At 62.5% G+C, this 25,852-nt stretch carries 19 protein-coding genes; 6 read left to right on the top strand and 13 right to left on the bottom strand.

Annotated elements, in window-relative coordinates:
- Window positions 1–29: 29 nt before the first annotated feature.
- On the top strand, window positions 30–1,406 hold the full coding sequence (locus VIZ63_RS13450) for an APC family permease (protein ID WP_331610167.1): 1,377 nt from the start codon (window positions 30–32) through the stop codon (window positions 1,404–1,406).
- Here VIZ63_RS13450 and VIZ63_RS13445 read toward each other — a convergent pair.
- Window positions 1,324–2,316 (bottom strand): LysR family transcriptional regulator, encoded by a 993-nt coding sequence (locus VIZ63_RS13445; protein WP_331610166.1) that lies wholly within the window; start codon window positions 2,314–2,316, stop codon window positions 1,324–1,326. The two genes, VIZ63_RS13450 and VIZ63_RS13445, sit on opposite strands and share 83 nt — an antisense overlap.
- A gap of 238 nt (window positions 2,317–2,554) precedes the next feature.
- Here VIZ63_RS13445 and VIZ63_RS13440 point away from each other — a divergent pair, with 238 nt between their 5' ends.
- Window positions 2,555–3,412: an SDR family oxidoreductase gene (locus VIZ63_RS13440; RefSeq protein ID WP_331610165.1), complete on the top strand. Its 858-nt coding sequence runs from the start codon at window positions 2,555–2,557 to the stop codon at window positions 3,410–3,412.
- A 103-nt stretch (window positions 3,413–3,515) separates the two neighbouring features.
- Here VIZ63_RS13440 and VIZ63_RS13435 read toward each other — a convergent pair whose 3' ends face one another.
- The 5 genes from VIZ63_RS13435 to VIZ63_RS13415 form a co-directional block, all read right to left on the bottom strand.
- Window positions 3,516–4,895 (bottom strand): SpoVR family protein, encoded by a 1,380-nt coding sequence (locus VIZ63_RS13435; RefSeq protein ID WP_331610164.1) that lies wholly within the window; start codon window positions 4,893–4,895, stop codon window positions 3,516–3,518.
- A gap of 122 nt (window positions 4,896–5,017) precedes the next feature.
- Complete coding sequence (locus VIZ63_RS13430) at window positions 5,018–6,196, bottom strand: DUF444 family protein (protein WP_331610163.1); 1,179 nt, start codon at window positions 6,194–6,196, stop codon at window positions 5,018–5,020.
- Between the two features lie 31 nt (window positions 6,197–6,227).
- Entirely contained in the window at window positions 6,228–8,204 is a 1,977-nt protein-coding gene (locus VIZ63_RS13425) for a hypothetical protein (protein WP_331610162.1), read from the bottom strand.
- Window positions 8,205–8,817: 613 nt separating this feature from the next.
- Window positions 8,818–11,202, bottom strand: a complete 2,385-nt coding sequence (gene lon, locus VIZ63_RS13420) for an endopeptidase La (protein ID WP_331610161.1) — start codon at window positions 11,200–11,202, stop codon at window positions 8,818–8,820.
- Window positions 11,203–11,226: 24 nt separating this feature from the next.
- Window positions 11,227–11,631 (bottom strand): Hsp20/alpha crystallin family protein, encoded by a 405-nt coding sequence (locus VIZ63_RS13415; protein ID WP_331610160.1) that lies wholly within the window; start codon window positions 11,629–11,631, stop codon window positions 11,227–11,229.
- Between the two features lie 198 nt (window positions 11,632–11,829).
- On the opposite strand from VIZ63_RS13415, the gene VIZ63_RS13410 reads away from it, so the two are divergent.
- Entirely contained in the window at window positions 11,830–12,420 is a 591-nt protein-coding gene (locus VIZ63_RS13410; protein WP_331610159.1) for a class I SAM-dependent methyltransferase, read from the top strand.
- A gap of 128 nt (window positions 12,421–12,548) precedes the next feature.
- Here the strand turns inward: VIZ63_RS13410 and VIZ63_RS13405 are convergent, their stop codons facing one another.
- A complete protein-coding gene (locus VIZ63_RS13405) occupies window positions 12,549–13,484 on the bottom strand; it encodes a LysR family transcriptional regulator (RefSeq protein WP_331610158.1) in 936 nt (311 codons plus the stop codon).
- A 504-nt stretch (window positions 13,485–13,988) separates the two neighbouring features.
- Between VIZ63_RS13405 and VIZ63_RS13400 the strand changes: the two genes are divergently transcribed.
- Window positions 13,989–15,053, top strand: a complete 1,065-nt coding sequence (locus tag VIZ63_RS13400) for a lipid A deacylase LpxR family protein (RefSeq protein WP_331610157.1) — start codon at window positions 13,989–13,991, stop codon at window positions 15,051–15,053.
- Between the two features lie 261 nt (window positions 15,054–15,314).
- Here the strand turns inward: VIZ63_RS13400 and VIZ63_RS13395 are convergent, their stop codons facing one another.
- From VIZ63_RS13395 to VIZ63_RS13375, 5 genes are all read right to left on the bottom strand, one after another.
- Window positions 15,315–17,651 carry a YgiQ family radical SAM protein gene (locus tag VIZ63_RS13395; RefSeq protein ID WP_331610156.1) on the bottom strand — a complete coding sequence of 779 codons (2,337 nt, stop codon included), beginning with the start codon at window positions 17,649–17,651 and terminating at the stop codon, window positions 15,315–15,317.
- A 586-nt stretch (window positions 17,652–18,237) separates the two neighbouring features.
- Window positions 18,238–18,855: a DNA-3-methyladenine glycosylase gene (locus VIZ63_RS13390; protein WP_331610155.1), complete on the bottom strand. Its 618-nt coding sequence runs from the start codon at window positions 18,853–18,855 to the stop codon at window positions 18,238–18,240.
- 217 nt (window positions 18,856–19,072) lie between these two features.
- Window positions 19,073–19,675 (bottom strand): hypothetical protein, encoded by a 603-nt coding sequence (locus VIZ63_RS13385; RefSeq protein ID WP_331610154.1) that lies wholly within the window; start codon window positions 19,673–19,675, stop codon window positions 19,073–19,075.
- A 165-nt stretch (window positions 19,676–19,840) separates the two neighbouring features.
- On the bottom strand, window positions 19,841–20,800 hold the full coding sequence (locus tag VIZ63_RS13380; RefSeq protein ID WP_331610153.1) for an OmpA family protein: 960 nt from the start codon (window positions 20,798–20,800) through the stop codon (window positions 19,841–19,843).
- A gap of 96 nt (window positions 20,801–20,896) precedes the next feature.
- Window positions 20,897–21,364 (bottom strand): flavodoxin family protein, encoded by a 468-nt coding sequence (locus VIZ63_RS13375; RefSeq protein ID WP_331610152.1) that lies wholly within the window; start codon window positions 21,362–21,364, stop codon window positions 20,897–20,899.
- 221 nt (window positions 21,365–21,585) lie between these two features.
- On the opposite strand from VIZ63_RS13375, the gene VIZ63_RS13370 reads away from it, so the two are divergent.
- Window positions 21,586–23,304 (top strand): M28 family peptidase, encoded by a 1,719-nt coding sequence (locus tag VIZ63_RS13370; protein WP_331610151.1) that lies wholly within the window; start codon window positions 21,586–21,588, stop codon window positions 23,302–23,304.
- A gap of 162 nt (window positions 23,305–23,466) precedes the next feature.
- Here VIZ63_RS13370 and VIZ63_RS13365 read toward each other — a convergent pair whose 3' ends face one another.
- A complete protein-coding gene (locus tag VIZ63_RS13365; RefSeq protein WP_331610150.1) occupies window positions 23,467–24,390 on the bottom strand; it encodes a glutathione S-transferase family protein in 924 nt (307 codons plus the stop codon).
- A gap of 80 nt (window positions 24,391–24,470) precedes the next feature.
- Here VIZ63_RS13365 and VIZ63_RS13360 point away from each other — a divergent pair, with 80 nt between their 5' ends.
- The gene (locus VIZ63_RS13360; protein ID WP_331610149.1) at window positions 24,471–25,850 is read left to right on the top strand and encodes an amidohydrolase family protein; all 1,380 of its coding nucleotides are present in this window, start codon (window positions 24,471–24,473) and stop codon (window positions 25,848–25,850) included.
- Window positions 25,851–25,852: the final 2 nt, after the last annotated feature.

The raw sequence follows: 25,852 nt of genomic DNA, 5'->3' as shown, positions 1-25,852 counted from the left end.
GCAGGTGAGACTCTTCCGTGGGCCTGGCTTTGAAGTCAACCCACGGAAAGAATCCAGACAAGAACAATCGACCGTGGAGGTGTCTCATCACAAACGAAGCCCGGCCAACGATCGCCGACTCCGGTCTGGTACGAGGCATCGGTCGCTGGGACTTCGTTGCCCTGTTCATCAACTCGATCGTCGGTGCCGGGATCTTCGGCCTGCCGTCGCGGGTCGATGCACTGATCGGTCCCTACAGCATCCTGGCGTACTTGCTGTGTGCGCTGCTGGTGCTGCTCATCATTTTCTGTTTCGCCGAAGCGGGCAGCCGGTTTACCGGCACGGGCGGTCCCTACCTGTACGCGACCGAGGCCTTCGGACCGACGATCGGTTTCCAGGTGGGCTGGCTGATGTGGCTGTCACGAGTGGCGTCATTCGCAGCGCTCGCGAATCTGTTCGTCGATTACCTCGGACATTTCTGGCCGCTGGCGACGCTGCCCATGCCGCGAGCCGCCGTGCTGAGTGCGATGACCCTGGTATTTGCGACCATCAATGTGACCGGTGTGCGCAATGGCGCGCTGATCGCCGATCTGTTCACCATTGGCAAGATCGTGCCGCTGATTCTGTTCGTCGCCGTGGGGATCTGGTTCATCGAACCCGTCAACTTCCATGTCAGCGAAGTGCATATCGATTACACCTCGTTCTCGGCCGCGGTGTTTCTACTGGTCTTTGCGTTCACCGGCTTCGAAGCCGCAGTGATCCCGGGTGGCGAGATCAAGGATCCACGTCGTACCTTGCCGTTCGGTGCGCTGGTGGCGTTCGCCATCATTGCGCCGCTCTATATCCTCATTCAGATCGTCTGCACCGGCACGCTGCCGGGATTGTCCGAATCGCAGCGCCCGTTGTCGGAAGCAGCAGGTCATTTCTTCGGCAGTGCCGGTGGCGCGTTGCTGGCCGCGACGGCGCTGGTGTCGATTGCCGGAACGTTGAATGGCCTGATGCTGGCGGCGCCGCGAATCCTGTTCGCGATGGCGGAGCGCTCGCAGTTGCCGCAATTGATGGCGCGGCCGCAGGCGCGATTCCGCACGCCGCATATTGCGATTGCGGCGACTGCCGTCGTGATGCTGGTGCTGACCCTGTCCGGATCGTTCGTCGGCGCGGTGGCCATTGCAACGCTGGCGCGTCTCACGACATTCGCAGCGACGTGTGCCGCGGTGCCGGTGCTGCGCCGTCGTTATCCCGATCAGGCCGTTGCCTTTCGAGCACCCGGTGGCTTGTTCACGGTCGTGACCGCCCTGATCCTGATTGGCTGGCTGGTGACCAGCAGTTCGTTGCGCGAGGCGATTACGGTATCGGTTGCGCTGCTAATCGGGCTCGCAATTCAGGCCGCGATGTATTGTTCGGCGCGCGCGGTCCGTTCGCCCTGACCGATGCCGACGCTTCCGTTTGCGGGAAGAGCCCGCTCACGAAATCGATGAAGGCGCGGATTTTCGCCGTCGGTTGACGATGCTGCGGATAGACCACGGATACAGGCCAGTAGGCGCCGTCATTCCAGTCTTCGAGGACCGGCTGCAGCAAGCCCGACGCGATCTGCGCTTCCACCGTGAAATCCAGGCTGCGCACGAAGCCGGCACCGCTGACGGCAGCGGCGACCGCGGATTCCGGATCGCTGAACGCCAGGCGCGCCGCCGGCAGGATCTTGTGTTCGACATCGCCCTTGCGGAACGTCCACTCGCGCGTCTGGTTGTTGCCGACCTTGAACATCTGCAGGCAGTGCTCGGGAGGCAGATCGCCTGGCTCTTTAGGCATTCCATAACGTTCGATGAATTCGGGCGACGCGCAGGTGACGCCGCGCAGTTGCGCGATGCGTCGCGCGACCAGACTGGAGTCGCTGAGATTCCCCACCCGCAAGGCCGCATCGATGCCTTCCTGTACCAGGTCGGTGACCCGGTCGTTCATGCTCATGTGCACGCTGATCTCAGGATACTGCGCAATGAAGCGCGGCAGCGCCGGCACGATGATGCGACGTCCCAGCGACACCGGGACGTCCACCCGCAGGCGGCCGCGCGGGATACCACGCGATTCCGAGACTTCGCTCTCCGCATGGTCCAGCTGCCCCAGGGCCTCGCGACAGCGTTCATAGAAACTCGCGCCCACATCGGTCAGGCTCAGCGACCGGGTGGTACGGTTCAGCAGGCGCGCACCCAGCCGTTCCTCAAGGCGGCTGACCGCCTTGCTGATGGCCGAGGGAGACATTCCCAGGGTCTGTGCCGCGGCGACGAAGCTATGGGCTTCGACGACCCGGACATAAGCAACGATGTCGCTGAAGTTGTTCAATCAGCCTCTTCCCCAATCTTTGCAGTCAGATTACTTGAAGTGCATTGTAGGCTGGGGATTCATGAAGTCAGCGCACCAGACTATCGCCTGGCTCGCCGTTTACCCGGACCGTCCGGGCCCTTAAATTATTGCCCGAGAGTGGAATCTGTGAGCAATAGGTCTGCTGAGCAGGCCGATGCGGCAGATCTCCCGGAGTCGGACCATTCACTTCGATAGTCGTGCGTTAGACGGAGATCAGATGCTGCTTGTGACCGGTGGAACGGGAAATGTGGGCCAGGCGGTGCTCGCCGGTCTGGCTGGTAAGCCCGTCGCGGTGCGTGCACTGGTGCGAGATCCTGCCCGTCTGCGCGTTTCTGCGGACAATATCGAAGTCGTTCGTGGAGACTTCTCCGACGACAGCAGCCTGCAACGCGCGCTCGATGGCGTGGATGCCGCATTCCTGGCCTCGGGTTTTTCGCCCCGCATGGCCGAATTGCACGGTCGTTTCGTGGCCGCCGCCAAGAAGGCCGGTGTACCTCGCCTGGTGCAACTCTCCGGCGTGGGCGCCAATGTCGGCTTGTGTTGCGCTCGCGCCCTGCGCTGGCTCGGGCAAGTCGAGGGCAGCTCGCAGAGCAGCGGCATGCAGGTGACCCATCTGCGTCCCACCTTCCTGATGCAGAACCTGTTGCAGTTCGCGCCCGCGGTCGCGGAACAGAGCGTGATTGCAGGTCCCTTCCGCAGCAGCAAATGGACGTTCGTCGACGCACGCGATGTCGGTGCCGTGGGTGCCGCCGTGCTGCTCGATCCCAGCCACGCCGGACGGACCTACACGGTCACCGGCAGTGAATCGATCACTTATGAGGAAGTGGCCAGTCGCATGAGCCACGTGCTCGGCAGACCGATCCGCTACGTCGACATCACCGCGAACGAAGCCCGCGGCCGCCTGCAGGCGGCCGGCGCGGCGCCGGTCATGATCGAAGCCACGCTCGAGCTCTGGGATGCCTGCGCATCCAATCTCATCAACGTCGCTCCCACCCATGTCGTCCGCGACATCACCGGCCAGGAGCCCCGCTCCTTCGACGACTTCATCCGCGATCATCGTCACGCGTTTGGCTGAGTGGCTCTGGGCTGCTGGCCAGACCAGGAATCGCTACGCAGTGAGCCAGGGAATTTCTCTCTAACCAGCAGCCCAGAGCCCAGTACCCAGCGGCCCGCCGGCGTCAGCTGACCAGAGGCGGTGAGACAGCGATTTCCACCGTCCGCTTGTCGTTGTCGATCGTCGTGATCGTCACGGGGCGGCGCCAGACGCGGGCGATGTACTCGAGGACTTTGCGGCCGCGTTCGGGGTCGAGGCCGCGACCGTCGGTGACGTGATCGTGGATCAGTTCCAGTTTGCCGTCGACGTGGATGCGGCCGGCGCTGACTGTCGGTGCGCCGAAGCCATATTTCGGCGCCAGCAGCGCGTCGTGCAGCAATGGCAGATCCGTGTCCTGAACCGTCAACGTGCCGTTCGCAGGACCTTTGAAATGGAACAGCTGCAGTTCCTTGGCGAGATCGTACGTCAGGTGATTGCGGATGAAGGCGAAGTCATCGTCTTCGCACATGATCTTGCGCGCGCCTTCCAGCCCGCGTTCCGCGACGATCTTTTCCCAGATTGAAAAGCCCAGGTGATACGGATTTGTCTGTAGCGCGACGTTCTCGCCGCTGGCCGTCGGGCGAACCACATCCGAGTGACATTTGATGGCGTCGACGTAGGCGGACTGCGGCAGGAAATCCGCTTCGCGCAGCAGGCGTGCGTGCCAGAACGATGCCCAGCCTTCGTTCATGATCTGACACGCGAACACCGGATAGAAATAGAACGACTCTTCACGCACCGCGAGAAAGATATCGCGCTCCCAGGGCTCCAGGTCCGGTGCGTAATTGGCAATGAACCAGAGCAGGTCCTTTTCCGGGTGCGGCGGCACCGGCGCACGCCTGGGCGCGCCAGTCGGCTTGGGTCGGGACGTGTCCGGCCCCAGCGAGGCGAAGCGCCGGGCAAAGTCATTGTCAGGGATCTGTGAAGGCGGCGGCATCAGCTCGGGATAGCGGGGACGGCGCACGCCGTGGTCGATGTCGATGTGCTGTTCGAGCGAGAGGGCGGCGTCCAGCACCGATTCGACTTTCCCCAGCCCGTGTTCCTGAATGGCCACGCCGATCTGCCGCGCATGCGCGGCGGCTTGTTCGACGATGTGTTCGCCGACCTGCTGCTGGCTGCGCTTGAACAGCAAGTTGTTGCTCGAGAAGTCCGCGTGACCGAGCACATGTGCGGTGACCAGCACGTTCTCTGCGTAGCTGTTGCTCTTCGCGAGGTAGGCGCGACCGGGATTGCCGGGGAACACCACCTCGAACAACCGCGATAGTCCCATGCGGTGCTGGATGAGCTGGTAGATGTAACGCACGCCGAAGGACCAGTGCGGCATGCGCACCGGCAGACCGTAGATCGCGATCTCGGTCATGAAGCTCTCGGGGACCACTTCGAACTCGACGCGGTCGTAACGCATGCCCTGACTGCGCGCGAGTTGCTCGATGCGGTCGATGTGCGATTGCCAGTCTTCGGTCATGGGTGAACTCGTTGCGATCTGTCATTCCCGCGCAGGCGGGAATCCATCCTGGTCTGGATCCCCGCCTGCGCGGGGATGACAAGAATGTAGTTGCCGGTACTGACTCATAACGCTCGGTTCTCTCAAGCCTCCGCCGCCTTGCCGAAGAAATGCCTCACCGCATTCCATATATCGTCCGTGCTGTTGGCACGGTAGGCGCTCACATTCGGGACTTCGCCTGCCAGGTCCATGAACAGTTTGCCGATCTCGCTGTCCGGGACCGTCCCAGCCATCGGCGCCACTTCGAGGAAGCCGGCATAGTTGCAATCGATGGCGAGTTGATCGAGGGCTTCCTGCGCCTGCGGCTGGTCCGAGGGGAAGTTCTCGCCATCGGAGGCGTAGAACAGATACACGTTCCATTGCGCCGGGCTGAACCGCTCCTCGATGATCTCGTGCACTTTCCTCAGGCCGGCAGACGCGACGGTGCCGCCGGTGCCGCTCACACGGAAGAATTCTTCTTCTTCGAACTCCCAGGCATCGGAGGTGTGCGCGACGAATACCAGGTCGAGGTGCCGGTACTGGCGACGCAGGCCCTGAATGGCCCAGAAGAAGAAGGTCTTGGAAATCTGCCGCTCGCGTTCGCCCATGCTGCCGGACACGTCGAGCAACAGGATCACGACGGCCTGCGTTGCCGGCTGCTCGCGCTTCGCCAACTGGCGGAAGCGCAGATCGTCATCCGTGAACGCCGGTGATTCCGCGCCCGTGGCGGATTGCACGCCGCGTCGCTTGATCGATTCCTTCATGGAGCGGCGCCGGTCGAGACGCGAGCGCGCGCCGCGACGATCCCAGCCTTCGCGCGTCCAGTCGTCCTCGCGGGATTTGCCGCTCTTGGCTTCCAGATTGGGAAGCTGCATTTCCTCCCACAGCCAGTCGACGATGTCGTCGATGCGGAATTCCAGGGTGTACTGGATGCCGCCTTCTTCGTTGCCTCCCTGGCCGCGCTGATCGCTGTCCTGCTGCTGTTGCGGACGGCCAATGCGGTCGCCCGGTTTCGCCTGGCCCTGACCCACGCCCTCCTGTTCATTGGGCGGCCGCAATTTGAATCGATAATGCTCCAGCATCCGCACTGGAACGCGAACGGTGCTCGCGCCGCCGGAGAGCACATCGGCGCCGGCGACGATCTGCGGCAGATGCTGCCGCACGGCATCGCGGACTTTCTCGTTGTGCCGCAGCCAATCGCGTGCGCCGCGCGAGAACAGGTCGTACCAGCCTGCCTCTCCCGGATTCGTGCCACCGGGGTTGCTCGAAGTGGGGTCGCTCATGGTGCTTCCGAAACCCCCGTCATAAAAGTGCCTACTCCTGTGCCAGCAACGTCGTGACGTAGCTGAGAGCCTCCTTGGCGCTGTGTTCGTCGTAACCGTACTCGCCGGTCAGTCGTTCCTGAACGGCGGAAATCTTTTTGCGGGCCTCGTCATCCGGCCGCGCCGCCGACGTCACCAATCGCAGCACATCGCGGCGTTCCTCGAACAGATACTGTTCGATCGCCTCGCGCATGCGTTGATGACTGTTGAGTGTGAATTTCTCATGCGACTTGTAGGCGACCATGGCCTTGTGCACGACTTCCTGGCGGAAGGTCAGTTTGCCGGAGTCCGAGACCTTGATCTTGTCCTCGACCGAACGCAGGAAGCGCTCGTCCGCCGGGCGCGATTCGCCGGTGATCGGATCAGTGACCTCGCGGTGATCGAGCGACGCCTCGACTTCGTCCAGGTATTTGTCGAGCAGCTGCTGCGCCTCGTCCTCGAAGGAGGCGAACAGGGCGCGATGCACGTCTTCCTTCACCCAGCGGTTGTAGAAGTCCTTGCGCGCCAGCACCAGATAATCGATCCAGAGCTTCTTCGCCTTCGCGTCCATGCGCGCGTCGGTTTCGATGGAGTCCTTGAGCGCGAGCAGCACCTCCATGCTGGTGAGGCTCTTCTTGTCGCTGCGTGTGATGGCGTTCGAGATCGAATTGACGATGAAGCGCGGGCTCACGCCCGTCAGTCCCTCCTCGGGCGACTCGGCGCGCAACCGGGCCACTTCGCTCTCGGCAAATCCCTCCACCGATTCACCTGCGTACATCCGTATCTTCTTGGAGAGATCCAGGCCCTCGCGCTCCGGCTTCATCAGACGCGTAAGCACTGCAAACACCGAGGCGAGCCTCAGCGCATGCGGGTCGAGGTGCACATCGCGGAACGCGGGCGCTGCCGAGACCAGCTTCATATAGATGCGCGCCTCTTCCGGATAGGCGAGCGTGTACGGGACCTTGACGATGACCATGCGGTCGAGCAGGGCCTCGTTCTCCTTCTCCTGCAGGAACTTGTGGAATTCCGCCAGGTTGGTGTGAGCGAGAATCGTTTCGTCCAGGTAGATCAACGGGAAGCGCGAGACCTTGACGTTCTTTTCCTGGGTCAGGGTCAGCAGCAGGTAAAGGAATTCGCGCTTCACTTTGAGGATTTCGATCATCTCCAGCACGCCGCGACTGGCGGCATAGACGGCACCTGACCACGACCAGGCGCGCGGATCGCCTTCATCCCCGAATTGCGCGACCTTGGACAGGTCAACAGAGCCGACCAGGTCGGCCAGATCCGCGGTGGTGGGGTCGTGCGGTGCGTACGTACCGACGCCCATGCGCGACGCTTCCGAAAGGAACACGCGCTCCACCGGCATGCGCAGGAAATCGCCTTCGAACTCGCGCTCCAGACGATCGCGTGCCCAGGGGCTCAGCTCGCCGCGGATCTCCACGCCATAGGTGTCGCGGAACTCGGCGCGCAGGCTCGCGGGAATCAGGTTCAGCGGCGATTCGTGCATGGGCGAGCCCTGCAGCGCATACATCGCGCCTTCATCCGTGAGGCTGTATTCCTCGAGCCCCCGTTTGAGCAGGATCGCCATGGTCGATTTGCCGCCCGAAGGCGGGCCGAGCAGGAGCAGCAACCGGCGTCCCACATCGGAGCCGGCTGCCGCGGCCTTGAAATAGTCGACGACTCGCCCCAGTGGTTCGTCGATGCCATAAAGCTCGCGCTTGAACAGCTCCTTGGGGCCTGCGGCCTCGCTCCCGTTGCCGTTGGCATCGGGTCGGCCGTACCAGTTGAGCATGTCCCAGAGGTATTCGTGGCTGGTGCGGGCGAGTGCCCGGGCATTGCCGGGTACGACCGTGCGCAGGAATTCACCGAAGGTGCCGGACCAGTGCTGGGCGCGGTGAAACCGACTGAAGGCACTCAGGGATTCAACGAAGCTCTCGCCGCGTTGCGAGGCGGACCCGCGTTGCGGGTTTGCCATCGGGCTGTCTGACATCGAACCGCCCTCCAACTGAATTGAAATATGTCAACGCGTGGAACGAGGCGCGCTGTGAGATGGACCGCCGTGTCCGGCACGCGTCGCATCGTTCGAAATTCTCATCCGCAGTAAAATCCACATCGCTCGAAGGGTCGCCGGCAGCCGACGAGATCCATCGTGTGCCGCTTGTCCGAAAAATCGCACTGTCCTATAGGACCAAGACTGATCCACGAGGGAACAGGTTCCATCGATCTTTGCGCCAGTGCAGTGCGCAGATCGATGAAAGGTGCTGACGGGAAACGACGAGAGGAAAAAGTAAGAACGCGACAACGACTCGCTTGAATGGGAGCCGGATCGCGCAACGTTGCGCATGCGACGAATGTGCCTGCGAAACATGTGTCTTAGTTACTCCCTTCTCGCCGATCTTGCAATGCGATTCATTGCTGAGGCGTTGCACGCGACATGCCAGCGTGCGGTACCCAAGCCGCTGTGTTCAGCAACGACTGATGGGGCAGTGTGTGGCTTCGGTCACGCACCGGCGCTGTTTGCCGCGCCGTGAGAAAGGGTGGATGAAACCGGCAGGCAGTGAAGGGCTCTGCGCGTTTGCGCGAGAGCCCTTCAGGTGGGCGAGTTACGCTGCTGCCGTGATCGGCGTTGCACTGTCGAAGGTGATCCCGAGCGCCTCGGCGATGACATCATCGACGCGTTCGCAGAACACGAACTTCAGATCATCGCGCACGCTCTGGGGCACATCTTCGAGATCCTTGCGGTTTCTTGCTGGTAACAGGACACGACGGATCCCTGCACGGTGCGCAGCCACCGTCTTTTCCTTCACGCCGCCGATCGGCAGCACCAGTCCACGCAGACTGATCTCACCCGTCATCGCGAGGTCGTGACCAACCGTTTTGCCCGTCAGCAGCGAGACCAGTGCCGTGTACATCGCAGTGCCTGCACTCGGACCATCCTTCGGAATGGCGCCAGCCGGTACGTGGATGTGCACATCGCTCTTGCGTAACAGCGCAGCGTCGATGCCGAGCCGCTCCGCCTGCGACTTCACCAGCGACAGCGCTGCCTGAGCACTTTCCTTCATGACATCGCCCAGCTGGCCCGTGAGGATCAGGTGGCCGTTGCCCGGGATGCGCGTGGCCTCGATGAACAGGATGTCGCCGCCGACCGGTGTCCAGGCGAGACCCGTGGCCACCCCTGGAACGCTGGTGCGCATCGCCACCTCGCTTTCGAAGCGCGGGGCACCCAGGATCGAACGCACCGCGTCGATATCCACGACCTGCTCGGTGGCACTGCCATCGGCAATACGCACTGCGACGTTACGCAGCACCGCGCCGATCTGGCGTTCCAGATTGCGGCAGCCGGCCTCGCGTGTGTAGTCGCGCGCGATCTGGCGCAAGGCATCGTCGGTGATGCTGGCCTGCTCCGGCTTCAAGCCATTGGCTTGCAGCTGGCGCTTCACCAGGTAGCGCTTGGCGATCTCGACCTTCTCATCCTCGGTGTAACCGGTGAGTTCGATGACTTCCATGCGGTCGCGCAGCGGCCCCGGAATGGTATCGAGCATGTTGGCGGTCGCAATGAACATCACTTTCGACAGATCGAAGGGCAGGCCGAGATAGTTGTCCCGGAACGTATTGTTCTGTTCCGGATCCAGCACCTCGAGCAGCGCCGACGATGGATCGCCGTGGATGCCGGCGCCCAGCTTGTCGATCTCGTCCAGCATGAGCACGGGATTGCGCGTGCCGGCCTTTTTCACGGCCTGCACGATGTTGCCCGGCAACGCGCCTATATAGGTGCGTCGGTGACCGCGGATCTCGGCCTCGTCATGCACGCCGCCGAGGCTGACGCGCGCGAACTTCGTCCCGACAGCACGAGCAATGCTCTGGCCCAGAGAGGTCTTGCCGACGCCCGGCGGACCGACGAAGCACAGGATCGGGCTGCGACCCTGCGGATTCAGCTTGCGCACGGCGAGGTACTCGATGATGCGGCGCTTGATCTTCTCCAGGCCGTAGTGATCCTCGTCGAGCACCTTGCGTGCGTGCTCGATATCGATCGACTCGTCATCGAGTTTCGACCAAGGCAGCTGGATCATGAGATCGATCCAGGTGCGCAGCATCGAGTACTCGGCGCTGGCATCCGACATGCGTTCGAGCCGCTTCAGTTCCTTGCGGGCCTGCTCGAGTGCTTCCTCCGGCATGCCGGCCTTGTCGATGGCCTCGCGCAGTTCCCGGATCTCATCGCCCGATTCGCCGTCTTCGCCGAGTTCCTTGCGGATCTGCCGCATCTGCTCGCGCAGCAATGCTTCCTTCTGGCGTTCGTCGATGGCGTCGCGCGTCTGCTCTTCGAGCTGACGCTGCAGGCGCAGGACTTCGATGCGCTTCTGCAGCAGTTCGCTGACGCGATCGAGGCGCGTGCGCAGGTCGAGCATCTCCAGCAGCTGCTGTTTCTCGGCACTCTTCACATCCATGAAGCTCGCCACCAGGTCGACCAGCGTCGCGGGCGATTCCACCGCCTGAATGGCGTTGGCGAGTTCTGCGGGCGCCTGCGGCAGCAGCGACACGGCTTCGGCCGACTGTCGCTTCAGGTTCAGCGAACGCGCTTCGATCTCATTGGAGAAGGTCGATGGGTCAGGCAGGTACTCGACGCGTGCCAGCATGAACGGCATGCCGTCCTGGAAGTCGAGCGCGCGGAAGCGCCTCTCGCCCTGTACGACGAGATGATGCGTACCGTCCTGGCCGGTCACGTAGCGCACGATGCTCGCCACCGTGCCGATGCGATGCACGTCGCCGCCTGATGGATTCTGTGTTTCCGGATCCTTCTGCAACAGGAAGCCGATCTTGCGCTTGGTGCGCATCGCTTCCTGGGCAGCCGCGAGCGAGCGCTCGCGATTCACCGCGACCGGCAGCACCGTGCCGGGGAACAGCACGAGATTGCGCACGGGCACGATGAGCAGCATGTCATCCGCCGCCGCGACGTCGGGATGGGTCTTGTCTTGATCGAGATCAGCCATGTCAGCTCCCACAGTTCAGCTCATTCAATACCGCGCGAGGCGCAGAATCAGGCAGCCGTTGACGCAGGCCTGATCCAGCAATTGGTAATGTCCTGCCGGTAGTGCAATGCGTCGTTCGAAGCGGCCGTAAGGGATCTCCAGTCGGTGAACGGACGTGGTGCGTTCATTCACCGATAACGCACGGAGCGCCGAAACGTTCAACGTGCCCTGATCGATCCGCACCCGGACGTTCTCCGGCGCGACGCCTGGTAATGCCACCGTCACTTCGAGCACGTGATCCGTCGCCACCAGATCCACCGGCGGTTCCCAGCGCGGCTGCGACTCGACCACCTGGCCAAAGCGGAAAAACTGCCGCTGCAGGCGCTGCGCCTGCTCCAGCATTTCGCAGGCCTCCGCCCACATCCACGATTGACGATTACGGATGGCCATGACTCGAACCTTGCAGGGACATGGCACTGACGTGGGGGGAGGGGGGGGAAATGCAAGAGGAGGCAACTGGCTTGCCGGCCTGGCCAGATGAAGAGTGGGTCATGAAGAAGGGTCGCCCTTAACCCGTTAGAATGATTTCATTTTCGATCCCTGATGTCGGGCCAGCAGACCAGTTGGCAGCGACCCACCGGTCTCTCAATGTCCTCCAACCGTTTTACCCCCGCCTTCTACCGCCGCTTCTACGTAAACCCTGCCACCCGTGTGACCAGTCGCGAAGAGATGGCGCTGCGTGCGAACGCCGTCGCGGCCTTGCTGAAGCATCTGGAATTGCCGGTGCGATCCATCCTGGACGCAGGCTGTGGTCTGGGCCTGATGCGCGCGCCGATGCTTCGGGCATTTCGCAAAGCGACCTACACCGGAACTGAGGTCAGCGAGCATCTTTGCAAGCGCTACGGCTGGACGCAGGCATCGCTTGCGACCTACAAGCCGGCCCGCCGTTTCGACCTCGTGCTGTGCTACGACGTGCTGCAGTACCTGTCGGATCGTGATGCGGCGCGTGCGCTCGCGAACCTGGGTCGATTGACGCGCGGTGCGTTGTACTTTCACGTGCCCACGAAGGAAGACTGGCGCGGTAACGCCGATCTGTCGTGCAGCGACAGCGACATTCACCTGCGTGATGCCGATTGGTACCGCACCAGACTCGAACGGAATTTCATTCACGCCGGCTTCGGACTGCACATCCGCAGCAACGTGCCGTTCGCTCAGTGGGAGCTGGAGAGCGCGGATTAGAGGAGGAGTAACCGCAAAGAACGCATACAGCGCAAAAACTGCAAAGAATCCAAACCGCTGTTCTCGGTTGGGTGCTCCTTTGCGTAAATGCCTTTTCCGAATCCTTACGTTCTATGCGTTCTTTGCGGTTACTCCGGGCTTCTCTTCGCCTGCGTCCAGAAGGGGTCCTGATCCGAGTTGTTGCCCCACCTGCCGATCAACGTATCGATGAAGCTGCGGACCTTGGCGGTCTGGTGTTTGCGGTTGGGATAGACGACGTAGATTCCCAGTGCGCCGGCGTCGTAGTCGGTGAGCAATGGCAGCAGGCTGCCATCGCGAAGTTCGTTGCTGACGTTGAAGCTCGGTTGCAGCACCACTCCCTGTCCTTGCAGCGCGGCCAGTTTCAGTAATTCATTGCTGCTGGCGCGCAGGCTGCCGGTGGCCTTGACCACGGATGAGCGGCCGTCGCGTTCGAAGCGCCATTGCTCGGTCGTGAGCGTCGGGTCGCTGAACGACAGGCAATTGTGATGGGCCAGGTTCTCCGGGATCTGCGGCGCGCCATGCTGGTCGAGGTAGCCGGGTGCGGCACAAACGATCAGCTTCGAGGTCGCGAGCTTGCGGGCGACGAGGTTGGTGCGCAATTGCGTGGTGATGCGCACGGCCAGGTCGAAGCCTTCCTCGACCAGATCGACGAGATGGTTACTGACCGAGACCTCGATGCGAACGTCCGGATACTGACGTGAGTATTCCAGCAGCACGGGGCCCAGATGATTCACGCCGAAGTCCGATGAGACGCTCATGCGCAATGAGCCGCGCGGCGACGTGCTCTGGGCTCCGGCGATCGATTCCGCCTCATCGATGTCTTCCAGCAGTTGCACGCAACGCTGGTAATACGCATGGCCGGAGTCCGTGAGGCTCAGCGAATGCGTCGAACGATTGAGCAGGCGAGTGCCGAGCGATTGCTCCAGGTGCCCGATGTACTTGGTGACCATCGGCGCCGACACTCCCATGCGACGGGCGGCTTCCGCAAAACTGCCGGATTCCACCACCCGCACCAGCGCCTGCATACACGTGAATTTGTCCATTATTGCTTTCCCGGTGAGCCCGACATTGCCTCGATGGCAATGATCTCCGCCCGCCTGTCACGTTGTTTGAGCCGAAGGAAATCGTACCGCAACCCATGCGCATGTGCGCGGCTGCAGACGATTGAGCACACAGACAGGAGATGCAGGTACACAAAGGAGCACAAGGACGGGGACAAAAGAGCACAAACATGATTTCTCCTCCCTGTTGCCCGTTTTGTGGGTCTTCTTGCTCCCGCCATTCCCTGACTATCGACAGTGCCTTCGCACGACCTTCTGCGGTACACGCGGCGCAATCATTGCGCGATTCTTTCGGCACGGAACGGGCACCACGAAATGGTGTGTGGCTCGCCCGATTCCTGCTGGACCGTTCATGAATGTCATTCCTCTGCCCGCGTTTATCGCGAAGGGTCAGCTGAGTGACATTACACGCCGGCAAGAACATGAATCCGATGAAGGCAGCGGCTCGTAACAACAGAGTCGTTGGTGCAATGGCACAGGCAGGTAATGGGTGTTCGATTAACAGCTCTCTGGACGACCGCGCTTCTCGCAGCAGCATTGTGGCTCGCTGCCACGGCGACGGTATTTGCAGCTCCGCCCGCAGCAGATGCGCGTGAATTCGACGGGGTGCGCCTGCAGCTGGATAACGATCTGTTTGCCGCAGGTGGCGCTCGTGATCGCGACTACACCGGCGGCTTTGCAATCACGATCTCCGGCGAGAATGCGCGGGACGGTATGTTGTCGCTGGACCCGTTGCTGAAGCGCATCGATGCCATTGCGGTGCCCGAAGGTTCGTCATCGGTCTATCACGCGCGGCAGTTCGGGCTGATGGCGTTCACGCCGGCCGATATCGAATCGACGCTGCCCGTGTATGACGATCGGCCATATGCCAGCCTGCTGTTCATGTCGAACGGTCGCGTGAGCGTCGATGCCGATGGTCGCGGCGCGTGGTCCAGCAGTCTGACGATCGGCGTGCTCGGTCTGAAAGCCGCGGGTGAACTGCATTCGGATATTCACGAGCTGGTGGGCTCGGATCCCGTGCACGGCTACGACAATCAGATTTCCGCGGGTGGCGAGCCGACGGCGCGATACACGCTGGCCCGGCATCACCTGTGGATCGCCAACCCATCGGCAACGCTCGATGTGAAAACCACGCTGCAGGGCAGCGTCGGCTATCTCACCGAGACGAGCGCTGCAATCTCGATGCGCGTCGGCCGGTTCAATTCGCCCTGGTGGAGTTTTGCGCCGGAACTGACGGACTACATCGCCGCACCGGTGCCGGTTGCCGCCAGGTCGGGTGGCACTTCCGAGCTGTATTTCTTCACCGGCGCGCGATTGAAGGCGCGGGTGTACAGCGCCTTCCTGCAGGGTCAGTTTCGCGATAGTGCGGTCGAGTATTCGCACGCCGAGATCGAGCCTCTGGTCGCTGAAGTCTGGGTCGGAGTGGTCACCCAGATCTTCGAGAACACCCAGTTGAGCTACACGCTCAACTATCAGACCGCGGAACTGCGCGACGGCGAAGCCGATCGCAGTGCGCTATGGGGTGGTGTGCAGTTGAGCCACAGTTTCTGACATGACGACGTGCAATCTTTTCGTCGTGCACCGGTCTACTGAGTTGTGATTTGTTCGCGTTGATCCTCGATCCCCCAACCTGGCCCGCCTCTGGCGGGCTTTTTTTTTGCCGACCGAAGTCAGCCGTGACAAAAAATCACGAGGTCGGCTGAGTCGGAAAGGGTCGACGCGTTTGCGGGCGACAGTGCGTTGACCAGCGTCCGGATCGCTTCGGTCACGACAGTGACGAAGGCAAGAGACTTCCCTTCCGCGCCTTAGTCGTCACTTTCGCCGCGGCTGCGGCGGAATCTTCACGCCCTTCAGACCCGTGTGCTGGGTGCGGAATTTCGTCGGCTTCGGGGTCGCCGCGGCGCTCTTCGATACCTTGCCGCTGGCTGCAGCGGGTCGCGCTGACGCATATGCAGCACGCGGGTGCGCGGAGCGCCGACCTTCCGGTGCATCACCTGTGCCCGCCGGCTGCCAGATGGGCACCAGGTGGTGCTTGCCGTTGCCGATCAGATCCGCGCGTCCCATGCGACGCAGTGCATCACGCAGGATCGGCCAGTTGTTCGCGTCGTGATAACGCAGGAAGGCCTTGTGCAGCCGGCGCACCTTGAGGCCCTTCGGGATAATCACGTCTTCGCTGGTGTGCGTGACTTTCTTCAGCGGATTCTTGCCGGAGTGCCACATCGCTGTCGCGGTCGCCATGGGTGACGGCAGGAATGCCTGCACCTGATCGGCGCGGAAGCCGTTCGTCTTCAGCCACACCGCCAGTTCCAGCATGTCCTCGTCGGTCGTGCCGGGGTGCGCCGCGATGAAATAAGGAATCAGGTACTGCTCCTTGCCCGCTTCCTTGGAGTACTTGTCGAACAGCTCCTTGAACTTGTGGTACGTGCCGACGCCCGGCTTCATCATTTTCGACAGCGGACCCTCGCCGATCGCTTCGGGTGCGATCTTGAGATAGCCGCCGACGTGATGCTGCACCAGCTCCTTCACATACTCGGGCGATTCGACCGCCAGGTCATAGCGCACGCCGGAGCCGATCAGGATCTTCTTGATGCCGGGTAGCGCACGCGCGCGCTGGTACAACTTGATCAGCGGTGTGTGATCGGTATTGAGGTTGGGGCAGATGCCGGGATAGACGCACGAAGGACGGCGGCACGCCGCTTCGATCTTGGTCGACTTGCATGCCAGCCGGTACATGTTCGCCGTCGGACCGCCGAGGTCGGAAATCACGCCGGTGAAGCCCGGAACGCTGTCGCGGATCTCTTCGATCTCCTTGATGATCGAGTTCTCCGAGCGGTTCTGGATGATGCGGCCTTCGTGCTCGGTGATCGAACAGAACGTGCAGCCGCCGAAGCAGCCGCGCTGGATCGAGATCGAGAAACGGATCATCTCGTACGCGGGAATCTTCGCCTCGCCGTAGAACGGATGCGGCACGCGCCGATACGGCAGCTCGTAGATCGCATCCATCTCTTTCATGGACAGCGGCAGCGGCGGCGGATTCAGCCACACATCGACGTTGCCGTGCCTCTGCACCAGTGCGCGCGCGTTACCGGGATTCGATTCGAGATGCAGGATGCGCGACGCATGTGCGTAGAGCACCGGATCGTTCGCCACCGCGTCGTGCGAGGGCATGCGGATGACGGACTGGCCGCGATCGGAGCTGGGCACCTGGCGGTAGAACCTGACCACGCGCGTTGCAGGCTGACTGGCGGACTGGCCAACCGGCTGCTGGCCAGAGCAAGGCGCTGCAGTAGCAGGCGAGGTAGCGGTTTCGGATGCCTGATTCTGGCCAGCGGCCAGTTGGCCAGTCGGCCAGTTGGCCTCCGCCTCGATCATTGCTGCCTTCGATCGGGCGTCATTGGCGGCGTATGGATTGATGTGCGGCTGCACGGCCCCCGGCTCATCGATCGTCGTCGAATCGATTTCCGTCCAGCCTTCCGGTATGCCTTGTCGAACGAACGACGTACCGCGCAGGTCGGTCACATCCTCGATCTTCGCGCCCTTGGCGAGACGGTGTGCGATCTCGATGATCTGGCGTTCGCCATTGCCATAGACGAGCAGGTCGGCCTTCGAGTCCAGCAGGATCGTGCGGCGGATTTTCTCCGACCAGTAATCGAAGTGCGCGATACGCCGCAGGCTGGCTTCGATACCGCCGATCACGATTGGCACATCGCCGAACGCTTCACGCACGCGCTGTGAATAGACGATGACGGAACGATCCGGTCGTTTGCCGCCTTGCCCGCCGGGCGTGTATGCATCGTCGCTGCGTACGCGGCGATCCGAGGTGTAGCGGTTCACCATCGAATCCATGTTGCCGCCGGTCACGCCGAAGAACAGGTTCGGCCGGCCGAGACGCTCGAAGTCCGCGGTCGAGTGCCAGTCGGGCTGCGCGATGAGACCGACACGGAAGCCCTGCGCTTCCAGCACACGACCGATGATGGCCATGCCGAAGCTCGGGTGATCCACATAGGCATCGCCCGTCACGATGATGATGTCGCAGCTGTCCCAGCCCAGCGCGTCCATTTCCTCCCGGCTCATGGGCAGGAACGGAGCCGTCCCGAATCGGGACGCCCAGTACTTGCGATAGGAAAAGAGTTCGCGGGCGGGGAGCATGGAGCGGATACCGGGGCTGCTGGGCTCTGGGAGCGGCCAGAACCCGAAAGAAAGGGGGCGGATGATAAACCACGCGGCCTGCAATAGCGCGGTCAGGAATAGGTCAGATTCCCGACGGATCAGATGGTTGCACCGCCCAGGCCGATCGCGGCGTAAGGCCTTTGCTGAGCTTCATGCCGTCTATCCACCCGTCGGAGGGAGTTTGTCGGACGTCGGTGCCGGATCGCGAATCCAGCACCTTCAGCGTGGTGCCTCGTCCGCCTGTCAAAGGCGTCGCGATCGGCATTTCTGTCAGTTCACAGATGACATCGCGTCCCTCTGTCGCCCGTGTCGGGCAGGCGCTGCAGCGCAGCGTTGCCGAGGGTGACAGGGAACGATCGAGTAGGCCGTGAGCACGGGCACTGACGGAACTCGCTGCGGCGGATGCGAAGAGCCGGCTCGATCAAGACCTGCAGCGCGCCTTTCGCTGTCATTCCAGGGAGGGCGGGAATCCATCCGAAGAAGAGAAGCTGGGCCCGTCTTCGCAGGGTGACAGAGCCAACCAGCGCTTCCCGCAAAATCACCCAGACCATCCTTAAGTTCTGTGTCATTGGGCTAAAGCCGGATCCACATCGGTAAGCATCCTGCGCCTCGCCGCCGCCGTCACCGTCGACACATATGGCGACTGCGCGTCGAAGAATCGCCACGGCTTCTGCGCCCAGGCACCGGCGTAGTCGACACCGATGCGCGTGCTGCGCACGATCTTCGGCGCGCGATAATCCTTTGCCAGGGGTCGTTCGATCCAAAGCGTGCCGCCGGTCAGATCAGTGCCATTGAGCGTGCGGTCGATGCCGAGTGCGCGGCACAGCAGTCCCGGACCGTGCGTCGTGTCGGAGATTCCCGAGATCGGCTCGAGTCCGCGAATCAGCACGGCATGCGGCACCCCATGCGCGGCGGTCACCACGTTCAGGCAATTCCAGAACCCGTAGATGAGATAGACGTACGCGTGGCCAGGCGGACCGAACATGACCTCGGTCCGTTGCGTCCGGCCGCGCGCGGAATGGGCCGCGAGATCGTGCGGTCCCTTGTACGCCTCCACTTCGACGATGCGTCCGACCTGCCGGCCCTCCGCACCCACCCGAACCAGGTGCAGCCCGAGCAGCTCTTTCGCGACGGTCAGTGTTTCGTGTGCGTAGAAGGAGCGGGGAAGTTTGCGGGTGGCCACGGGGAGAGTATGGCGGCCCGCTGCGCGCGCAAGAAGGCCTGCGGCAGGGAGGCCCGCAAAGACGGGCAGGTAGGCCGTGAAGACACGGCAAGTCAGAATGAATTGAGAGAACTTCTGACCTGCCGACGTAGTCGGCCTTCATGCCGCGTCCTCGCGGCCTGAAGGCCGCAGGCCTTCTTGCCCGCGCAGCGGGCCGTCGTTTCTTCCCGTCGCTGCGTCACATTGCCGGCCAATGCTCCGACATCTGCAACACATCGATTTCTGCGATGTCGGCATCCATGTCGAGACTGCGCAGTTTGATGCGCATGAAATCGAACGAGTCGCCGTGCTGCTGATAGTGGAACACACAGTTGCGTGGTTCATCGCGCGCGGCGCGTGGCAGGACGAATTCGTTGAAGCCGGTTTCCTCCACCAGGGGACCGCAGCTCACGGCGGCGCCGCCGAACTGCACGGCGATATGTGCGGCGATCGAGCCATCGTCCAGGCGGAAGACCTTATGCAGGGTGATGCGAAAGCGCGGCGGCGTGACGATCGGAGCGCCTGCAGGGCTCTCGAGCACATCGACGTGTTCACCGGGGGCCAGTCGCACGAGCTTTCGCAATCGCCCGATCCGCTGCGAATCCGGGACCCGGATGGTGGGCGTGTCGCGGTAAGTGGCGGCACGGGGTACTGCGATGTTGCGACGGTTCATGCCGGACTGCGCGGAAGAGCGGCGCCTGCGCGAGTACGCGACCATTGCCACGACCGCTGCCGCCACTGCAATCGTCAGGCCCACCAGCCGCGGGGTGTCGGAAGCGAGCGCTGTGAGAAGGGAATCCATGGCGAGCGATGCACGGTCAACGGAATAACAGGTCAGGCAATGCCCTGAGAACGCGATGGCAAGTTTCGCGCAATGGCGACCGCGGAAGAGCCGACTGGATCACAGCTGCGAGAGCATGCGTGCGCCATCCCTCTCCCGTGTGCGGGAGAGGGACTCACAACAAACCTAGCGCTTCACGAGTTCCACGCGCCGGTTCTTCGCGCGGCCGGAGTCGCTGTCATTGCTTGCGACCGGCGCCGCCATGCCGACACCGACGGCGGTGAGGCGATCCCGGGCCACCGCGTGCTGTTTCGCGAGCGCGTCGACGACCGATTGCGCACGGCGTTCCGACAGCGAACGGTTGTAGTCGAGTGCACCGGCATTGTCGGTGTGACCGACGATCAGTACCTTGAGCGCGGGCTGTGTTTTCAGCAGTTTTGCGACCTCGCCCAGGGCCGTGGCCGATTCCGGCTCGAGGTCGGCCTTGTCGGTATCGAAGTAGATTTCGTACAGCGCGATGTGCCCGTCGGCAGCGAGACCCTTCGCCATCGCCGCGGCGTCGACCGTCACGAGGCCGGCCTGCATGGGCTGGGATTCGATCACGATCAGGTTCGCAAAGATGCGGTCCTTGTTCTGGCCGCCGACCGAGTAGGCGCGATCGACATACAGCGACACATGCACATCACCCTCGGGCCGCACGAGTTTTGCCAGCAGGTAGCGCTGATCCTTTTCGTTGTAACCCATCAGCGTCATGAGATCCTGCGGCGTGGCGGCCTGGTTGAACTGCCGCGCGCCGCACGGTTCGTTCTCGCAGGTAAAAAGGATCTCGAACCCGGCGTCGCGCAATGCCTGTTCGTAGTTGCGGAAGACTTCCAGCACGCTGCGTCCTTCCGGCGCGCGATAGGCCACGCGCGTGAGCTTGCCTTCGAGCGGCAGGTACGAATCCGGGTTTCTGGCGCGACCGCCGGCCAGTCTGATCGGTGCTTTGATCAGCGCCGTGCCGTCGAACGCACGCTGGTCGTACTTGATGATTTCCGAGCCGGCATAGCGCGTGATCATCGGATGATCCTTGCTGCCGGCGATGTCGGCGGCCTGAGCCGCGCACGCCAACGCACTGCAGGCAATCAGCAGCAAACGTGCAATCACGATGGAACCTCGCTTGTACATTGTTATTCGTCATCGCGAAGTACCACAGGCAGCGGGCAGAAGGGAACCGTCCTGCCCGCACTAGCGGGTGACGGTTCAGAAAATCCCGAGCGCGAGACCTGACGCCACGCTTTGTCCGAGCTCCATGCAACGCTGGCGCGCCGCGTCGTCGACCTCACCTTTGACGATCAGCGGTGCGGCGATCGGCTTCCATCGGTATCCGAGCGCGATGCGTTCGATCGATGTGACCGCACCAGTGCCGTCGTTGCCAGCGCTGACGAAGAGCGCGTATGGCAGTCCGTCGACCTTGCCTTCGGCCGGGTAGAACGTTCGATCCATGAAATCCTTGACCGCACCCGACATGTAGCCGAAGTGCTCCGGTGTACCGATCAACAGCGCCTGTGCCCAGAGCAGGTCGTCGGCATCCGCATCGAGCGCCGGTTGTGGGCGCAGCTCGATGGGTTCGCCCGACATGAGGATGCCGGTCGTCACGGCTTCGACCATCTGCAAGGTGCGGCCGCCGGCGTGACCGCCATAGATGAGGAGGATTCGATGCGCAGACATGCAGGCACTTTACGCGACGACGGTGCCGCAATGACACAGACCGTCCTGGAAAGTCGAACCCACAGAAAGACAGGATGCTCTGAGAGCGATTTCTTCCGTGGTCCGGCCTTAGCCGGACGCCCCCCCACGCAGAATCCACCGCAGGTGCTTCATCGCTCCCCGGGTTGTCTCGTGAACTTCCGGTGATACAGTCTCGCGACTGATCATCCACCGGAGTTCCAATGTATACAGTCTCGCGTCACGGCGCGCTGTTCGCGGCGTTGCTCACGACCTCTTTCGCCATCACGGGATGCAAGCGAAACGAACCGACCCCCGCACCGGCGCCACAGGCAGCAACATCGGACGTTGTCAGTGCGGACGCAAAGACCGCGGCTGCGCAGATCAACGCAGATTTCCTGCGCACGCATATCAGCACCTTGTCGGCCGACGAGTTCGAAGGGCGCGCTCCGGCCACGGCCGGTGACGTCAAGACCCGCGACTATCTCGTCGAGCAATTGAAGCAACTCGGTCTCGAGCCCGGTGGTGCGGACGGCGGCTGGCAGCAGACGTTCGACGTCGTGGGCGTCGAAGCGCAGATGCCGAAGCAGTGGACGTTCAGCAAGGACGGCAAGCAGGCGTCGTTCAAATGGTGGGACCAGTACATCGCCGGTAGCGACGTGCAGGCGGACAAAGCCGCGATCAAGGACGCTGAAGTCGTTTTCGTCGGCTATGGCATTCAGGCGCCGGAATACGGTTGGGACGATTTCAAGGGTAAGGATCTGAAAGGCAAGATCCTGCTGATGCTGAACAACGATCCGGACTGGGATCCGGCGCTGTTCGCAGGCGACACGCGTCTCTACTACGGCCGCTGGATCTACAAGTACGAAAGTGCGGCGCGCCAGGGCGCCGCCGGCGCGATCATCATTCACACGACGCCGTCGGCCGGATATCCGTTCCAGGTGGTGCAGTCATCGTGGAGCGGCCCGCAGGTGGAGTTGCCAGCGGGAAGCGAGCCGCGCCTGCAGACCAAGGCGTGGCTGACCGAGGACGCTGCACGCGAACTGGTTCAGCTCTCCGGCAAGGATCTCGATCAGCTGCGCAATGAAGCGAAGTCGAAGGACTTTCAGCCCGTGCCGCTCGGCGTGAAGACCTCGCTCGCGTTCACCAACAAGATCACCCGCTCGACCACTGCCAATGTCTATGGCGTGATCAAGGGCAGCGATCCGCAGCTCGCCAGCGAGTATGTCATTTACACCGCGCATCACGATCACCTTGGCATCGGCGCTCCCGATGCGTCGGGTGACAAGATCTATAACGGCGCGATGGACAATGCGTCGGGCACCGCGATGGTCCTTGGCATCGGCAAGGCCTTCAAGGCGCTGCCGACGCCGCCGCGCCGTTCGGTGATGCTGCTGTTCGTCGCCGCGGAAGAGCAGGGCCTGCTCGGTTCGAAGTACTTCGCCGAACATCCGACCATGCCGCCCGGCAAGATTGCCGCGAACATCAACTTCGACAGCGGCAACATCTGGGGTCGCACGAAAGATGTCACGTACATCGGCAAGGGAAAATCATCGCTCGATGCCGTGCTCGAAGCCGTCGCTGCGACTCAGGGCCGGATCGTGCTGGGTGATCAGTTCCCCGATCGCGGCAGCTTCTATCGCTCCGACCAGTTCAACTTCGCGAAGATCGGCGTACCGGCGCTGTACACCAACAGCGGCACGGACTTCATCGGCAAGCCCGCAGGCTGGGGCCGCGAACAGCGCGAGAACTACGAGAAGACGAGCTATCACCAGCCGTCAGATCAGATCAATGACAGCTGGAATTTCGACGGCATGATCGAAGACGCGCAGCTCGGTTTCTGGACCGGCCTCAACGTCGCCAATGCCGATGCGATGCCGACCTGGGTGCCGGGCGATGAGTTCGAGGCGGCGCGCAAGAAGGCGCTTATGGCGGGGGAGTAGGAATCCGCTGCGAAAGACCGTAACCGCAACGGTATCCCACGGAGCAAGAAGGAATATCAGTGAGAGGCCCCGGCGTGCGATGCACGACCGGGGCCTTTTTTTTCCACCCGGCCTCTCTTTCTCCACCCGGGCCGTGGGTCCGGCTTCAGCCGGACGATCGATTCAACCCGGTGCTTTGATCACGAACCCCGTGCGCGGGAAATGAACCGCGACTTCTCCAACCAATGGATCTTCGCGCCGTATCACCACTTCTTGCGTCGAGATCGACAGCAGTTCTCCGACCACGGGATCCTTGCCGGTGTCGTCCGGCGAGATTTCGAGTTTCACACCGGGCGTGCGACCCAGCGGTTCATGGACATCGATCTGTGGCGTCGCTTGCGGACTCGCAGCCCTGGCGATCGCGAGCGCATCCTTGGAATCGAGTGGGGTGGGTTGGCCGTGACCGATCTGCTCCATCCGCTCCGTCCACGCGAGAAGTCGTGGAAATTCGGAGAACGGTGCGACCACACCGCAGTTGCGACGAATGAACCAGCACGGGTTGTACACCGCGCAGTCGACGAGCGTCGGATGCTGGCCTTGCAGGAAGGCCCGTCCATCGGCGAGCATCTGATCGAACCACACCCATTGCGTGCGCAGTTGATCGATGAACAACGGCCGGGCGGCACGCAACCGTTCGAGATCCAGCGGTCGTCCCGACATTCTGGCGCGATCCTCGAAGAAGCCCGCCGGCAGGTTCTCCATGCTACGGCTGCCGAACGCCATGCCGACGGCCGGCATGAACAGGTTGCGGTCGTGCCAGAACGCCAGGGCATTCGCAGTGCCTGCATCAGTGCCGGTATACAGGCTTGGCTGCGGAAACCGTCGTTCCAGTTCGCGCAGGATGCATTGCGAGTCGCAATAAATGTCTGCGCCGATCTGCATCACCGGCGTCTTGCGGTAGCCGCCCGTCAGCGGCATCAGATCGGGTTTCGGCATGATGATCGGGATGATGACCGACTTCCACGCCAGTCCCTTGATGCCGAGCGCGATGCGCACCTTCTCCGCAAAGGGCGACGTCGGGTAGTGATGCAGGATGATGTCGCTCATGGTGCTGGCGGTCTCCGTGGCGCTGCATTTGTCAGGCAAAGCGTATGATGCCGCATCCGAGGTCACTCACAAACGACGCAATGAGCCACGCCGGGATCTCCATGCAGACACTGCGATTGTTGCTTCTCGGTACGGCAGCGGCCGTGATCGCGACGGGATGCGGCAGGCAGACTGGTCAACGTGCGCTGGCACCCGTCACGCTCGCAGCTGCTCCGTACAAGCCGGGTTCGCTATCGATCGAGTGCGGCACATTGATCGATGGAATCGGCGACGAGCCGCGTCGCGAAGTCACGGTGGTCATTCGCGACGGCAGGATCGCGGCGGTGAATGCGGGTTACGACCGGCCGGCCGATCTCGCATCGCTCGATCTGCGTGCGTACACGTGTCTGCCGGGCCTGATCGAGATGCACGATCACATCACGGAGACCTTCAGCGACTCCACCGACATGAGCATCTATCTGCGGCGCAATGACGACGAGCAGTGGCTGCTGTCGCGTTCGCAGGCAGAGGCAACGTTGCTCGCGGGATTCACCACGGTACGCAACGTCGGCGCGTATCACGCCTGGACGGATCGGGAGCTGCGCGACGCAATCAATCACGGCAACGTCGCGGGACCGCGCCTGCAGGTCTGCGGTTACTACCTCACCATCGCGAATGGCGGCGGCGATCTGATCGTCCCCAATCTGTCGCGCGAGCAGATCCCGGCGAGGTTCCATGCCGGCGTGGCCAAGGGCCCCGAGGAGTTTCGCCGCAAGGCACAGATCGCCATCGACGGCGGCGCCGACCTGCTGAAAGTCATCGCCTCGGGCGCGGTGCTTGCCTACGGCGGCGTTCCGGGAGAACGGGAAATGACACCCGAAGAAATTCGCGCCGTGGTCGAGGTGGCGCACGCCGCCGGCAAGAAAGTCGCGGCGCATGCGCACGGCGCACAATCCATCAAGGATGCAATCCTCGCCGGCGCCGACACGATCGAACATGCATCGCTCATCGACGATGAAGCCATCGCGCTCGCCAGGGAGCACGGCGTCGCACTGTCGATGGATGTCTATAACGGCTCCTATATCGACACGGAAGGTCGCAAGCAGGGCTGGCCCGAAGAGTTCCTGCGCAAGAATCTCGAAACCACCGAAGCGCAGCGACAGGCCTTCACAAAGGCGCACGCGGCCGGCGTCGCCATCGTGTACGGCACCGACGCTGGCGTTTATCCGCATGGTGAGAATGCACGGCAGTTCCCGATCATGGTCCAGCGCGGCATGACACCGATGGAGGCGATCAAATCCGCTACGTCCGTCGCCGCGAAATACATGGGTTGGGACGATCGCGTCGGATCGATCGACGCAGGAAAATTCGGCGACCTGATTGCCGTGAAAGGCGATCCGCTGCAGGACATCACCGAACTGCAGAGCCCCACCGTCGTGATCAAGGACGGTCTGGCATTCCGGTTACCGGCGGCGCAGTGAGA

The organism is Povalibacter sp., from assembly GCF_036520495.1.
Classification (GTDB): domain Bacteria; phylum Pseudomonadota; class Gammaproteobacteria; order Steroidobacterales; family Steroidobacteraceae; genus Steroidobacter.
Note: the sequence above shows the minus strand (reverse complement) of the source record. Positions and strands in the feature narration are given on the sequence as shown.